Origin of the sequence: Streptomyces sp. NPDC046876, from assembly GCF_040645035.1 — a bacterium.
In the GTDB taxonomy this organism is placed as follows: domain Bacteria; phylum Actinomycetota; class Actinomycetes; order Streptomycetales; family Streptomycetaceae; genus Streptomyces.
Genome location: NZ_JBEYXK010000079.1, coordinates 1 through 12,934, shown reverse-complemented (window position 1 = coordinate 12,934; position 12,934 = coordinate 1). Strand labels below are relative to the sequence as shown.

Here is a 12,934-nt window from a genome sequence, read left to right as displayed (position 1 = left end):
CCGGTCGAACGGGGAGCGGTGGGCCTAGTACGGGCCGTTGACGTTGTCGATGGAGCCGTAGCGGGCGGCCGCGTAGTTGCAGGCGGCCGTGATGTTGGCGACGGGGTCGTAGGAGTCCATCGAGGTGCCGGGCACGTGGTAGGCGCGGAAGGTCGGGTCGATGACCTGGAGCAGGCCCTTGGAGGGAATGCCCATCGCGGCGTTGGAGTCCCAGTTGTTGATGGCGAGCGGATTGCCCGAGGACTCGCGCATCACGTTGCGGTGGATTCCGTTGTAGGAGCCGGGGATTCCGTGCTTGGCCATGATGTCCAGCGACTCGCGGATCCAGCCGTCGAGGTTGTTCGGGTAGCTCGTCGCGGGCTTGACCGCGGCCTTCACGGTCGCCTTCGCCTTCGCGGCGGCCGCCTTGGCCGCGGCGCCGAGGGTCAGCTTGGTGCCGGGGCGGATGACCGAGGGGTTGCTGCCGATGACCGTGCGGTTGGCCTCGTAGAGGGCCTGCCAGCCTCCGCTGACGGAGTGCTCGGCAGCGATCTTCGACAGGGTGTCGCCCACGGCCACGGAGTACGTCAGGGGCGCCGCCGCCTTGGTCGCGGCCGGCTGCGCGGCGGGCAGGACCGCCGTGGTCGCCGCGGGTGCGGTGGCCGGCTGCTGGGCGACGGCCGCACCGGCGGTGGTCGCACTGATCAGGGGCAGGGCCAGGGCCGCGCCGCCGGTGCCGGCGAAGGCCAGCTTGCGGACGATCGGACGCTGCTTCGGGCGGCGGTGCTTACCCTGTCCGGGCATGGCGGAAATCCTCACGTGCGGGTGCGGGGGGACCCCTGGCGGAGGCCGGATTCGGTAGCTGCCCGCCGGGAACGACGTGACCGTAAGCGAGTCCGCGGGGACGGAACAAGACGCGAATTCCACCCGGTGATCGACTTTCCCCTATCGGGGCGGAAAATGACCTTGGACGGCTCTTCGGAAAAGGCCGGAATTCCTTTCCGGGAAAGGGGAAAAGCCGCCCCGGGGAAATTGATGTTGTCGACGTTTACGTGACTCACATCACGGGCATAGAGGCCCGATTCGCAAAACGGACAAACCCTGTATTCATGCTCCTGATCAGGGCATCAGGGCCTGTTCCTTACCAACCGCCCGCAGTGGGCGCTTTCCGGCGCGCCCACTGCCGTTTCGAGGGTTTTTGCCAGGTCCTCAGAGCCGGGCGAGCCCGTCCAGCCCGTCGAGCGCCGCCTCGACCGACGCCCGGCCCGCCGACAGCAGCGGAAGGCGCACGTCGGGCGTCGGAATCCGCCCCTGAGCGTGCAGCACACCCTTCACCACGGTCGGATTCGGCTCCCGGAAAGCCGCCGCGGAGAGCGCCGCCAGGGCATGGCCCAGCGCCCGGGCCCGTACCACGTCGCCCGCCCGCCAGGCCGCCACCAGCTCCACGTACCGCGCTGTCGCCAGGTGCGCCGAGGCGAGGATCCCGCCCGTCGCACCCAGCGCCAGCATCGGCGACAGGTACACGTCGTCGCCCGCCAGCACCGTGAAGGACTCCGGCAGGGCGCCGAGCAGCGCCACCGTGTCGGCGTCGATGCCCCCGCCGGCGTACTTCATCCCGGCGACCCCGGGGATCTCCCCGAGCCGGCGCATCGCCCCGGCCTCCAGCGGCTGCCCCGTCCGGTACGGGATGTGGTAGACGACCAGCGGTACGGGGCTCACCTCGGCCAGCCGCGTGAAGTGCGCCAACACCCCTGCCGCCGCGGGCCGGACGAACGAGGGCACCGTCACCAGCGCCGCCCCGACCTCCGGCCACCGGGCGAGCCGGGCGAGCGAGGCCTCGGCGGCCCGGGTGCCGCTCGCCCCGGCGCCCACCGTCAGCACCGCCCCCCGCTCCCGGCAGACCCGGGCGCAGACGTCCGTGACGAGGTCGCGCTCCGCCTCCTCGAGGGCGGCGGCCTCGCCGGTGGTGCCGAGCGCGACGATTCCGGCGGCGCCGTCGTCGAGCACCTCGTGGGCGAGTGCCTCCAGGGCCTCGGCGGCGATGCCCCCGGCGCGGGTGAAGGGGGTGACGAGCGGTACGTGAATCCCGTGAAGGGCGATGTCCTGTGCCATGCGACGAGCCTGGCCCGCCCCGACCGCCGAATCCAGTTCGCATTTCTTACCCGAACCGTAAGCTGAGCCGATGCTCGACGTACGACGCCTGCGCCTGCTGCGCGAACTCGCCCGGCGCGGGACCATCGCGGCCGTGGCCGAGGCGCTCTCCTTCAGCCCTTCGGCCGTGTCCCAGCAACTCGGCGTCCTCGAGCGCGAGGCGGGCCTGCCGCTGCTCGAACGCACCGGCCGCCGGGTCCGGCTCACCCCGGCGGGCCAGAACCTGGTCCGGCACGCCGAAGCCGTACTGGAGCGGCTGGAGGAGGCGGCCGCCGACCTCGCCGAGGCGCGCAGCGGCCTGGCCGGAGCCCTGCGCATCGGGGCCTTCCCCACCGCCACCCGGGCCATCGTCCCGGCCGCCCTGGTCACCTTGGCCCGGCGTCACCCGGCGCTGGAGCCGATGGTGTGGGAGACCGATCCGGCGGCCGTGGCGCACGCGCTGCGGGCCGGCGACCTCGACGTGGCGCTCGTCCACGAGTACGACTTCGTGCCCGCACCGCCCGAGCCGGGCCTCGCCACCGCGCCCCTCTACCGCGAGGCCATGTACCTCGCCGCCCCCGCGGGCACGCCGGCCGCGGCGGCACCGGGTACGCAGCCGGACCCGGTTGCGGACCCCGACCCGGTCCCGGTCCCGCTATCGGAACCGGTCCCGGCGCAGTCCGCGGACACCGTGCCCCCGCCGCCCGACCAGGGCTCCGTCCTGCGGGCCCACGCGGACGCCCCCTGGATCACCGCCACGCCCGGCACCCTCTGCCACGCCATGACCGTACGGGCCTGCCAGGCCGCCGGCTTCGCCCCGCGCGTGCGCCACCGGGTCGACGAGTTCGCCACCGTGCTCGCCCTGGTCGCGGCCGGCCAGGGCGTGGCCGTCGTACCCCAGCTCGGCATCCCGGCGCGGCCGGATCCGGCCGTCGTCCTCACCCGGCTGCTGATGGAGCGGCGCACCAAGGTGGCCTTCCGCAGCGGCGCCGCGGCCCACCCCGCCGTGGCCGCGTTCGCAGCGGCACTGCGCGCCGCCGTACCGCGGGAACTCGCCACGGCGGGCACCGGCGCGTGACACAACTCCCGTACGCCGTCCGGTCCGTGTACGTTCGTTGATCCAGACAGATCCGAACAGAGCGGGGTATGACGTGACGCATCGCGTACGAGGGGTCATCGCGCGGAGCAAGGGCGCACCGGTGGAGACGACGACGATCCTCGTGCCGGACCCCGGCCCCGGCGAGGCGCTGGTCCGCGTCCAGGCCTGCGGGGTCTGCCACACCGACCTGCACTACCGCGAGGGCGGCATCAACGACGAGTTCCCGTTCCTCCTCGGCCATGAAGCCGCCGGAATCGTGGAATCCGTCGGCCCGGACGTCACCTCCGTGGCGCCCGGCGACTTCGTGGTCCTGAACTGGCGCGCGGTGTGCGGCACCTGTCGGGCCTGCAAGCGCGGGCGTCCCTGGTACTGCTTCGCCACGCACAACGCCACCCAGCCCATGACCCTGGAGGACGGCACTCCGCTGTCGCCGGCCCTCGGGATCGGCGCCTTCGCCGAGAAGACCCTGGTCGCCGCCGGGCAGTGCACCAAGGTGGACCCGTCCGCGTCGCCGGCCGCCGCCGGGCTCCTCGGGTGCGGGGTGATGGCCGGCCTCGGCGCCGCCCTCAACACCGGGGGCGTCGGACGCGGCGACTCCGTCGCCGTCATCGGCTGCGGCGGCGTGGGCAACGCGGCCGTCGCGGGCGCCCGGCTCGCCGGAGCGGCCCGGATCATCGCCGTCGACCTCGACGACCGCAAGCTGGAGTGGGCCCGGGGCCTGGGCGCCACCCACACCGTCAACGGCCGCACCGAGGACGTCGTCAAGGCGATCCAGAACCTCACCGGCGGCAACGGCGCCGACGTCGTCATCGACGCCGTAGGCCGCCCCGAGACCTACAGCCAGGCCTTCTATGCCCGCGACCTGGCCGGCACCGTGGTCCTGGTCGGCGTCCCGACCCCCGACATGAAACTCGAACTGCCGCTGCTGGACGTCTTCGGCCGCGGCGGCTCCCTGAAGTCCTCCTGGTACGGCGACTGCCTGCCCGAGCGCGACTTCCCGATCCTGATCGACCTCTACCTGCAGGGCCGGCTCGACCTCGACGCCTTCGTCTCCGAGACCATCCCGCTCGACGGGGTCGAGGCCGCCTTCGCCCGCATGGAACGCGGCGAGGTCCTCCGCTCGGTGGTCGAGTTCTAGCCATCCCTCCTCCCGCGGGGCGGTTCCGCCGCCCCGCGGGAGGACGGCAGGGCCCGTACTAGACTCGGCCGCACCGCCACGTCCCGTATCCCGTGCAGCCACCGGCTGCGGGGGACACCGCGCCCGCCCGCACCCGCACCCGTACACCCAGGGGCCGTCCGTGACCGCCGAACGCACCTACCGCCAGCCCGGGGTCGTCCTCACCGACCACCGCTTCACCGTCCCGCTCGACCACAGCAGGCCCGACGGCGAGCAGATCGAGCTGTACGCGCGCGAGGTCGTCGCGGCCGGCAAGGACCCCGAGGCGCTGCCCTGGATGCTCTACCTCGAGGGCGGCCCCGGCTTCGGCGCCCGCCGCTTCACCGGCCGGCAGGCCTGGCTGGGCCGGGCCCTCACCGACCACCGGGTCCTCCTCCTCGACCAGCGCGGCACGGGCCGTTCCACCCCGCTGAACCGGCAGACCCTGCCCCTGCGCGGCACCCCCGAGCAGCAGGCCGCGTACCTGGCGCACTTCCGCGCCGACTCCATCGTCCGCGACGCCGAGGCCGTCCGGCCCGGCCTGACGGGCGGCGCCCCCTGGACCGTCCTCGGGCAGAGCTTCGGCGGATTCTGCACCACCCACTACCTGTCCACCGCCCCCGAAGGGCTGACCGCGGCCCTGATCGCCGGCGGCCTGCCCTCCCTCGACGCGACCGCCGACGAGGTGTACGCGGCGGCCTACCCCCGCATGCGGCGCAAGAACCTCGCCCACTACGCCCGCTACCCGATGGACATCGAGCGGGCCCGCCGCATCGCCGCCCACCTCGCCGAGCGCCCGGCCGAGCTCCCCGGCGGATACCTGCTGACCGTCGAGGCCTTCCAGTCCCTCGGCATCATGCTCGGCGGCGGCGACGGCAGCCACCAGCTGCACTACCTGCTGGAGGACGCCTTCGTGCCGTCCACGGCCGGCCCCGTGCTCTCCGACGCCTTCCTGGAGGCGGTTCACGCGCGGCTCTCCTTCGCCGGCCACCCCCTGTACGCGGTCCTCCACGAGGCCATCTACGCCCAGGACCCGGCCGCGCCCACCGCCTGGGCCGCCGAGCGGATCCGCGCGGACCACGCCGGCTTCGACGCCGCCAAGGCCCTCGCGGGCGAGGAGCCGCTGCTGTTCACCGGCGAGACCATCCACCCCTGGCACTTCTCCGTCGACCCGGCGCTGGCCCCGCTGCGGGAGACCGCCGAACTGCTGGCCGCCCGGACCGGCTGGGGCCCCCTCTACGACCCGGAGCGGCTCGCCGCCAACGAGGTGCCGGTGGCCGCCGCCGTCTACCACGACGACATGTACGTGGACACCGCCCACTCCCTGGCCACCGCCGCCGCCGTCCGGGGCCTGCGCACCTGGGTGACGGACGAGTTCGAACACGACGGCATCCGCGCCGGCGGCCCCCGTGTCCTGGACCGCCTCCTGTCCCTCACCACTGACGAGGCCTGACCGCGCAGCTGCCCGGCAGGCCCTCAGCTGCCGCTCGCCGAGCCCTTGTCGAGGACGAGGTCGGCGGTCCACGCCTCCCCGAACTTCGTCTTCTTCCCGTCGGCGTTGAAGGAGTAGACGCCTTCCAACGGAACCTTCTCACCAGGGGAGGAGGACTGGAGCACGTCGCAGACGTCGGCCACGGATTTCACCGGCGTGTCCTTCACGGCGGTCAGCACGTCGCCCTGTTCGAGGTTGGCCTTCGCCACGGGGGAATCGCTGCGCGCGTCGGCCACGAACACTCCGGTCACGCCGGAAGCGATCAGCTGCTTCTGCGCCTTCTCCACGGTGGGCTGGTCCTCCTCTACGTAGTACGAGCTCAGCTCCGGGTCGTCCAGGGCCATCAGGTACCAGCCCGGGTCGTTCCTCACCGTGCCGCTCGCGAGGGTGTCCAGTACCCGGCGCGCATGGTCGCTGCTGATGGCGTAGAACTGTCCCTGCACGTCGCCCGTGGCGCTCAGCGTGTTGATGCCGACGACCTTCCCGTCACCGTTGAGCAGGGGGCCGCCGGAGTTGCCGGGGTTGACGGTCGCGGAGTGCTGGATGGTGGCGGGATAGCGCGGCAGTGAGCTCGACGGCTCGGCGTTGACCACGTCGGGGTTCTGCACCGAACCGGCCGTGTACGCCGCCTTTTGGTTGCCCTCGCCGAGCGCCGTCGGATAGCCGAGCGCGGTGACGGTGTCGGCCGTCTTCACATCCTTGCTGTCACCGAACTCGAGCGCCTTGAGATCGGGCGGTTGGGTGCTGAACGTCAGCACCGCCAGGTCCTCGCAGGGGTCGATGCCCACCACGCGCGCGGGCTCCGGCGGCTGGTCCCCGACCACGACCTTCAAGGAGGCTTCGCCCTCCACCACATGGGCGTTGGTGGCGATGAGGCCCTTCTTCGCGTCGTAGACGAATCCGCTGCCGCTGGAGCCCTTGCCGATCACGTGGACCGTGGCGGGCGCGGCCTCTTCGTAGATCTTCCGGGGATCCTTGTCGTCCGCCGAGGCCGGCGGGCCGACGACCACACCCAGGACCACCGCCGCGGCAGCCAGGACGGCGCCGCCACCCCGCACCTTCATGTGCCCGTACCTTTCCGGAGACATACCCCTCTTTCAGGCTAGACCCGCCTGCGGGACCTGTCCTGGCAAGGCGGCGTCCCGGTAGCGCGCCCATGCCTCGCGGCCGTCCGGGACGAAGTCCGGGCCGGTGGTGAGGCTGTCCAGTTCCTCCTCGTCCATCCACGTCCACCAGGCCATCTCCGCCGGGTCCGGGCGTATCGGCTCCGCGACGGTGGTCTCGTGCAGGCCCAGCCAGTACGGGCTGATCACCCCGGTGCAGAGGAACTTCAGGACGGGGCGCGGGCGGGCCCCGGTGACCCCGAGCTCCTCCGCCAGCTCCCGCGCCGCGGCCTCCTCGTAGGTCTCCCCTACCTCGGCGGCGCCCCCGGCCAGCCAGTTGAGCTGCCCCGGGAAGCGGGAGGCCTCTGCGGGGCGGCGGTGGACGAGGATGCGCCCGGCGGGGTCGCGTACCACGACCGTCGCGATGCGGTGCAGCCAGCCGCGGCGTATCGCCTCGGCCCGGTCCACCACTCCCACCACCCGGTCCCGCTCGTCCACCCGTTCGATCCGCTCGGTCCGTTCCGTCTGCTCGCCCATGCAGTCCACGGTGGCATGCGGCACTGACAACGGCTCCATGCGGCTTGCGGTGACGGGTAGTTGGTTAGGGTGCGGACATGACCGAACAGAAGGATCAGCCCGCGCCCCTGGAGCCCATGCCCACCGACTGGCAGCGCGCTCTGGCGGTGGTGGCCCACCCCGACGACCTGGAATACGGCTGCGCAGCGGCCATCGCCGACTGGACGGACGGCGGCCGCGAGGTCGTCTACCTGCTGGCCACGCGCGGCGAGGCCGGCATCGACACCATCGCCCCGGAGGAGTGCGGCCCGCTGCGCGAGGCCGAGCAGCGCGCCAGCGCGGCCGTGGTCGGCGTGTCCGAGGTGGAGTTCCTCGACTACCGCGACGGCGTCATCGAGTACGGCCTGGACCTGCGCCGGGACATCGCGGCCGCCATCCGGCGCCACCGCCCCGAGCTGGTCATCACCCTCAACCACCGCGACACCTGGGGCGGCCAGGCCGGCGGCGGCTTCTGGAACACCCCCGACCACAAGGCCGTCGGCCGGGCCGTCCTGGACGCGGCCGCCGACGCCGGCAACCGGTGGATCTTCCCCGAGCTGCGCACGGAGCAGGGCCTGGAGCCGTGGAACGGGGTGCGCTGGGTCGCGGTGGCGGGCTCCTCGACCCCGACGCACGCGGCGGACGCCGGACCGGGCATGGAGCGAGCCGTCAAGTCCCTGATGGAGCACAAGGCGTACATAGAGGTCCTCACCGACCAGGACCCGGAGGAGTACTGCCGCAATTTCCTGGGCGGATTCGCCGAGCAGGCCGGCGCCCGCTTCGGCGGCCGCCCGGCGGTGACGTTCGAACTCTTCCCGCGCTGAGCGAGCCTCTCCCCGCCTCTCCGTACCGCACGGGGCCCCGGGTCCGCGGGACCGGTCCGCTGAGCCGCGACCGGGCCCGCGCCCCGCGCACGCACCTCACCGCAGGTCGAGCACCGGCCGCGTCGAGAACTCCTCCCACAGGCCCTCGCCGTCCGGGCCGTGCACGAACTCGGCCATCGCGGGGTTGCGCTGCGCCGTGGCCAGCGGCAGCCAGGCCAGCAGGCTCCCGTAGCCGCCGCAGACGGCCTCCCCGCCGTCGCCGCCGTGGACGGCTGCACTGCCGGCGCTCAGCTCGGCGCCGTACGCGTCGTACGCGATGCGCAGCCCGAACGCGTTCGCCGCCAGCCGCGGTCCGGCGGGGCAGCCGGGGCCGCCGGTGCCGTACGGGGCCTCGTCGAGCGGGCAGGCGTCGCCCCACCGGAACAGCGTCCCCGCCCCGGCCCCGCAGGCGTGCTCCCACTCGTCGGCGCTCGGCATCCGCAGCCCCCGCCGCGCCAGCAGGGCCGGCACCTCGGCGGGCGGCCCCTCCAGCGGCTCGTCCTCCACCGCCACCAGCACGGCCGCGAGCGCCACCCGCCGTACGGGGCTGAGCTGCCCGGCGAGATGGACCCTGATGTCCGGCTCGTACGCGTACCCCTCCTCGAGGCTCTCCGCGTACGACGCGGCCTGTTCGGCCGTGGGCCGCCAGGCGTCCGGGTCGAAGCCGAGCCGCACCGTCCCGCCGGGGACCAGGGCGAACTCCTGTCCGCCGCGCTCGATGCACACCCGGTGCAGCGGTCCGCCCGGGCCGGGGACGGTCTCGGCGAGGGTGACCCGGCCGCCCACCCGCGCGGCCGCGTCGTCGGCGAGGCGCCGGGCGGCCGGCAGGTCGAGGGTGTGCCAGTGGGCGAGCGTCAGATCGGCGAAAGACATGGGGGGATGCTCGCACCGGCCACTGACAGCCGATGCTGCCGCCGGTGTCCGGATTCGTTCGGGCGGGGTGCACGGGGTCGGGTTTCGCGCCGGGGGGCGGTTCACAGATGGGCAAGCGACTGCTTAGTATGCCCGCGGAGCGTGGTTCCTCGACGGCGGCTGGAGGCCCCGGATGCAGGCATGGCGAGTGCACACCCACGGCGAACCCCTCGAGGCCATGCGCCTCGAGGAGGTTCCCGAACCCGTCCCCGGCGAGGGGGAGGTGCGGCTGAAGGTCCTCGCGGCGAACGTCAACTTCCCCGACGCGCTGCTGGCCCGCGGCCAGTACCAGATCCGGCCGCCGCTGCCCTTCACCCCCGGGGTGGAGATCTGCGGCGAGACCGAGGACGGCCGCCGCGTCATCGCCAACCCGAGCCTGCCGCACGGCGGCTTCGCCGAGTACGTCACCGCCCCGGCCCGCGCCCTGCTGCCGGCCCCCGACAGCCTCGACGACGCCGAGGCCGCCGCCCTGCACATCGGCTACCAGACCGGCTGGTTCGGCCTGCACCGCCGGGCCCGCATCCAGCCGGGCGAGACCCTGCTCGTGCACGCGGCCTCCGGCGGGGTCGGCAGCGCCGCCGTCCAGCTCGGCAAGGCCGCCGGGGCCACCGTCATCGGGGTCGTCGGCGGCAAGGCCAAGGCCCGCACCGCCGAGGAGCTCGGCTGCGACCTGGTCGTCGACCGCACCACCGAGGACATCGCCGCGCGGGTCAAGGAGTTCACCGGCGGCCGCGGCGCCGACGTCGTCTACGACCCCGTCGGAGGCGGTGCCTACACCGCCTCCACCAAGTGCGTGGCCTTCGAGGGCCGCATCGTCGTCGTCGGCTTCGCCGGCGGCACCGTGCCCACCCCCGCCCTCAACCACGCCCTCGTCAAGAACTACTCCATCCTCGGCCTGCACTGGGGCCTGTACGCCGCCAAGGACCCCGCCGCGATCCTCGCCTGCCACACCGAGCTCACCCGGCTCGCCGCCGAAGGCGCCGTCACCCCGCTCGTCAGCGAACGCCTCCCGCTCGCCGCGGCCGCCGACGCCGTGCAGCGCGTGGCCGACGGGACCACCACCGGCCGGCTCGTCGTCGTACCGGCCCTGGACGGCGGTGCCCGACGGTGACCACCGCCGACGCCCTGCGCGCCCGGGTCCGCGACCTCCTCGCCGCGCACCCGCCCGCCGACACGCCCCGCACCGCCTTCCTGCGGGCCCGCTTCGACGCCGGCCTCGCCTGGGTCCACTACCCCGAGGGCCTCGGCGGGCTCGGCGCGCCCCGCTCCCTCCAGGCCGTCGTCGACGCCGAACTGGAGGCCGCCGGCGCCCCCGACAACGACCCGCGCCGCATCGGCATCGGCCTCGGGATGGCTGCCCCCACGATCCTCGCCTACGGCACCGAGGAGCAGAAGCAGCGCTTCCTGCGCCCCCTGTGGGTCGGCGAGGAGGTCTGGTGCCAGCTCTTCAGCGAGCCCGGGGCCGGATCCGACCTCGCCGCCCTCGGCACCCGGGCCGTCCTCGACGAGGCGGCGGGGGAGTGGGTGGTGGACGGGCAGAAGGTGTGGACCTCCAGCGCCCACACCGCCCGCTGGGCCATCCTCATCGCCCGCACCGACCCGGCCCTGCCCAAGCACCGGGGCATCACCTACTTCCTGTGCGACATGGACGCCCCCGGCGTCGAGGTCCGGCCGCTGCGCCAGATCACCGGCGAGGCCGAGTTCAACGAGGTCTTCCTCACCGGGGTCCGCATCCCCGACAGCCACCGGCTCGGCGCCGTCGGCCAGGGCTGGGAGGTCGCCCGGACCACCCTCATGAACGAGCGCGTCTCCATCGGCGGCATGCGCATCCCCCGCGAAGGCGGCATGATCGCCCCGGTCGCCGCCGCCTGGCGCGAACGCCCCGGACTGCGCACGCACGCCCTGCACCAGCGGCTGCTGCACCTGTGGGTCGAGGCCGAGGTCGCCCGGCTCACCGGCGAGCGGCTGCGCCAGCAGCTGGCCGCCGGGCAGCCCGGCCCCGAGGGCTCCGGCATGAAGCTCGCCTTCGCCCGGCTCAACCAGGAGATCAGCGGCCTGGAAGTGGAACTCCTCGGCGAGGAGGGCCTGGTCTACGAGGACTGGACGATGCGCCGGCCCGAGCTCGTCGACTTCACCGGGCGCGACGCCGGCTACCGCTACCTGCGGGCCAAGGGCAACAGCATCGAGGGCGGCACCAGCGAAATCCTGCTCAACATCGTTGCCGAACGCGTCCTCGGGCTGCCCGCCGAACCGCGCGACGACAAGGACCTCGCCTGGAAGGACCTGGCCCGATGACACATGCGACGACGGCGTTCCCGAGCACCCCGCTCGACCTGCTGTACTCCGACACCGAGGACGACCTGCGCGCCTCCGTACGGGACCTGCTCGCCGACCGGTGCCCGCCCGCCGCCGTGCTCGCCCGCGCCGAGACCGACCGGCCCCACGACCCGGCCCTGTGGCACACCCTCGCCGCCGGCATCGGCACGGCCGGGCTGCTCGTGCCGGAGAAGCTCGGCGGTCAGGGCGCCGGCCACCGGGAGGCGGCCGTGGTCCTGGAGGAGCTGGGGCGGGCCGTCGCCCCCGCCCCGTACCTGACCAGCGCGGTCCTGGCGACCGAGGTGCTGCTGGGCTGCGACGGGGCCGAAGCCGCCGCCCTGGTACGGGAGCTGGCCGCGGGGCGGCGGGTGTGCGTGCCGGCGGTGCCGCTGACCCTCGCGCCGGGCGCGCCGCTGCCCGCCGCCGTACAGGACGCCGGCGGCGGGATCCTGACCGGGCGGGTGACCTCCGTGGCGGACGCCGTCGCCGCCGACGTGCTGCTGGTCCTCGCCGACACCGGGCTCCACGCCGTCGAGGCCTCGGCCGTCTCGCTCGACCCGCGCGTTCCGCTGGACCTGACCCGGCCGCTCGCCGACGTCACCCTGGACCGGGCGCAGGGCATCCGGCTCGCCGACCCGGCCACCGCCCGGGCGGCGGTGGCCGGGGCCCTGCTGTCGGGGGCGGGGCTGCTCGCCTCGGAGCAGCTGGGGCTGGCCGAGTGGTGCCTCACGGAGACGGTGTCGTACCTGCGGACCCGGCACCAGTTCAACCGGCCCGTCGGCTCCTTCCAGGCCCTCAAGCACCGGCTCGCCCGGCTGTGGCTGGACGTCGCCTCCGCGCGGGCGGCGGCGCGCGCCGCGGCCGACGCCCTTGCCACGGCCTCTCCGGACGCCCCGCTCACGGTGGCCGTGGCCCAGGCGTACTGCTCCGGGGTGGCGGTACGGGCGGCCGAGGAGTGCGTCCAGCTGCACGGCGGCATCGGGATGACGTGGGAGCACCCGGCCCACCTCTACCTCAAGCGGGCCAAGGCCGATGCCCTTGCCCTCGGCACCGCGGGCCACCACCACGCCCTGGTAGCCGACTTCGCCGAACTCCCGCCCCCGTAACCGCCCCGCCCGGACCGGGCATCCCACCCCCGCTTCCGCCCGGGCCGGGCAACCCACCCGCCCCGCTGTCGCCCCGGGCCGCACCACCCGTCCGCCCCCGGGCCGGGCATCCCACCCCCTGCTTTCGGAGCGGGGGGTGGGCCATTTCAGCCTCGCCGGCGTTGAGGCGCGGGGTCTGGGCGGAGCCCGGTGCCCGGCGGAGCCGGGTTCCCTGGGGGTCCGC

General features: G+C 74.1%; 12 protein-coding genes. 7 read left to right on the top strand and 5 right to left on the bottom strand.

From position 1 onward, the window contains the following. Positions 1-24: 24 nt before the first annotated feature. Together ABZ924_RS29380 and ABZ924_RS29375 are read right to left on the bottom strand one after the other, a co-directional pair. A complete protein-coding gene (locus ABZ924_RS29380) occupies positions 25-783 on the bottom strand; it encodes a LysM peptidoglycan-binding domain-containing protein (RefSeq protein ID WP_361916199.1) in 759 nt (252 codons plus the stop codon). A 405-nt stretch (positions 784-1,188) separates the two neighbouring features. Then, a complete protein-coding gene (locus ABZ924_RS29375) occupies positions 1,189-2,091 on the bottom strand; it encodes a dihydrodipicolinate synthase family protein (RefSeq protein WP_361916197.1) in 903 nt (300 codons plus the stop codon). Between the two features lie 70 nt (positions 2,092-2,161). Here ABZ924_RS29375 and ABZ924_RS29370 point away from each other — a divergent pair, with 70 nt between their 5' ends. The 3 genes from ABZ924_RS29370 to ABZ924_RS29360 all read left to right on the top strand — a co-directional run bounded on the left by ABZ924_RS29370 (position 2,162) and on the right by ABZ924_RS29360 (position 5,817). Beyond that, on the top strand, positions 2,162-3,187 hold the full coding sequence (locus ABZ924_RS29370; protein ID WP_361916194.1) for a LysR family transcriptional regulator: 1,026 nt from the start codon (positions 2,162-2,164) through the stop codon (positions 3,185-3,187). 73 nt (positions 3,188-3,260) lie between these two features. Next, entirely contained in the window at positions 3,261-4,346 is a 1,086-nt protein-coding gene (locus ABZ924_RS29365) for an S-(hydroxymethyl)mycothiol dehydrogenase (RefSeq protein ID WP_361916191.1), read from the top strand. A gap of 160 nt (positions 4,347-4,506) precedes the next feature. Next, complete coding sequence (locus tag ABZ924_RS29360) at positions 4,507-5,817, top strand: alpha/beta fold hydrolase (RefSeq protein WP_361916188.1); 1,311 nt, start codon at positions 4,507-4,509, stop codon at positions 5,815-5,817. A 23-nt stretch (positions 5,818-5,840) separates the two neighbouring features. On the opposite strand, the gene ABZ924_RS29355 is transcribed toward ABZ924_RS29360, so the two are convergent. After that, positions 5,841-6,920, bottom strand: coding sequence for a trypsin-like peptidase domain-containing protein (locus ABZ924_RS29355; RefSeq protein WP_361916185.1), 1,080 nt, complete (start codon positions 6,918-6,920; stop codon positions 5,841-5,843). Between the two features lie 33 nt (positions 6,921-6,953). Beyond that, entirely contained in the window at positions 6,954-7,496 is a 543-nt protein-coding gene (locus ABZ924_RS29350; RefSeq protein WP_361916182.1) for an NUDIX domain-containing protein, read from the bottom strand. A 77-nt stretch (positions 7,497-7,573) separates the two neighbouring features. Here ABZ924_RS29350 and ABZ924_RS29345 point away from each other — a divergent pair, with 77 nt between their 5' ends. Further along, positions 7,574-8,338 carry a PIG-L deacetylase family protein gene (locus ABZ924_RS29345; RefSeq protein WP_361916179.1) on the top strand — a complete coding sequence of 255 codons (765 nt, stop codon included), beginning with the start codon at positions 7,574-7,576 and terminating at the stop codon, positions 8,336-8,338. 96 nt (positions 8,339-8,434) lie between these two features. On the opposite strand, the gene ABZ924_RS29340 is transcribed toward ABZ924_RS29345, so the two are convergent. Beyond that, positions 8,435-9,250 carry a hypothetical protein gene (locus tag ABZ924_RS29340; RefSeq protein ID WP_361916176.1) on the bottom strand — a complete coding sequence of 272 codons (816 nt, stop codon included), beginning with the start codon at positions 9,248-9,250 and terminating at the stop codon, positions 8,435-8,437. 172 nt (positions 9,251-9,422) lie between these two features. Here ABZ924_RS29340 and ABZ924_RS29335 point away from each other — a divergent pair, with 172 nt between their 5' ends. Genes ABZ924_RS29335 through ABZ924_RS29325 form a run of 3 tightly spaced genes read left to right on the top strand, consistent with a single transcriptional unit; the run spans position 9,423 to position 12,711 of the window. Beyond that, positions 9,423-10,400: an NADPH:quinone oxidoreductase family protein gene (locus ABZ924_RS29335; RefSeq protein ID WP_361916173.1), complete on the top strand. Its 978-nt coding sequence runs from the start codon at positions 9,423-9,425 to the stop codon at positions 10,398-10,400. Beyond that, positions 10,397-11,584: an acyl-CoA dehydrogenase family protein gene (locus tag ABZ924_RS29330; RefSeq protein WP_361916170.1), complete on the top strand. Its 1,188-nt coding sequence runs from the start codon at positions 10,397-10,399 to the stop codon at positions 11,582-11,584. Before ABZ924_RS29335 ends, ABZ924_RS29330 begins: the two co-directional genes overlap by 4 nt. Next, on the top strand, positions 11,581-12,711 hold the full coding sequence (locus tag ABZ924_RS29325) for an acyl-CoA dehydrogenase family protein (RefSeq protein ID WP_361916167.1): 1,131 nt from the start codon (positions 11,581-11,583) through the stop codon (positions 12,709-12,711). The genes ABZ924_RS29330 and ABZ924_RS29325 overlap by 4 nt, the downstream gene beginning before the upstream one ends. Positions 12,712-12,934 lie beyond the last annotated feature (223 nt).

Coding starts and splice junctions, on each gene's coding strand:
- ABZ924_RS29380 (WP_361916199.1), bottom strand. CDS start 783: ATGCCCGGACAGGGTAAGCACCGCCGCCCGAAGCAGCGTCCGATCGTC.
- ABZ924_RS29375 (WP_361916197.1), bottom strand. CDS start 2,091: ATGGCACAGGACATCGCCCTTCACGGGATTCACGTACCGCTCGTCACC.
- ABZ924_RS29370 (WP_361916194.1), top strand. CDS start 2,162: ATGCTCGACGTACGACGCCTGCGCCTGCTGCGCGAACTCGCCCGGCGC.
- ABZ924_RS29355 (WP_361916185.1), bottom strand. CDS start 6,920: ATGAAGGTGCGGGGTGGCGGCGCCGTCCTGGCTGCCGCGGCGGTGGTC.
- ABZ924_RS29350 (WP_361916182.1), bottom strand. CDS start 7,496: ATGGGCGAGCAGACGGAACGGACCGAGCGGATCGAACGGGTGGACGAG.
- ABZ924_RS29345 (WP_361916179.1), top strand. CDS start 7,574: ATGACCGAACAGAAGGATCAGCCCGCGCCCCTGGAGCCCATGCCCACC.
- ABZ924_RS29340 (WP_361916176.1), bottom strand. CDS start 9,250: ATGTCTTTCGCCGATCTGACGCTCGCCCACTGGCACACCCTCGACCTG.
- ABZ924_RS29335 (WP_361916173.1), top strand. CDS start 9,423: ATGCAGGCATGGCGAGTGCACACCCACGGCGAACCCCTCGAGGCCATG.
- ABZ924_RS29325 (WP_361916167.1), top strand. CDS start 11,581: ATGACACATGCGACGACGGCGTTCCCGAGCACCCCGCTCGACCTGCTG.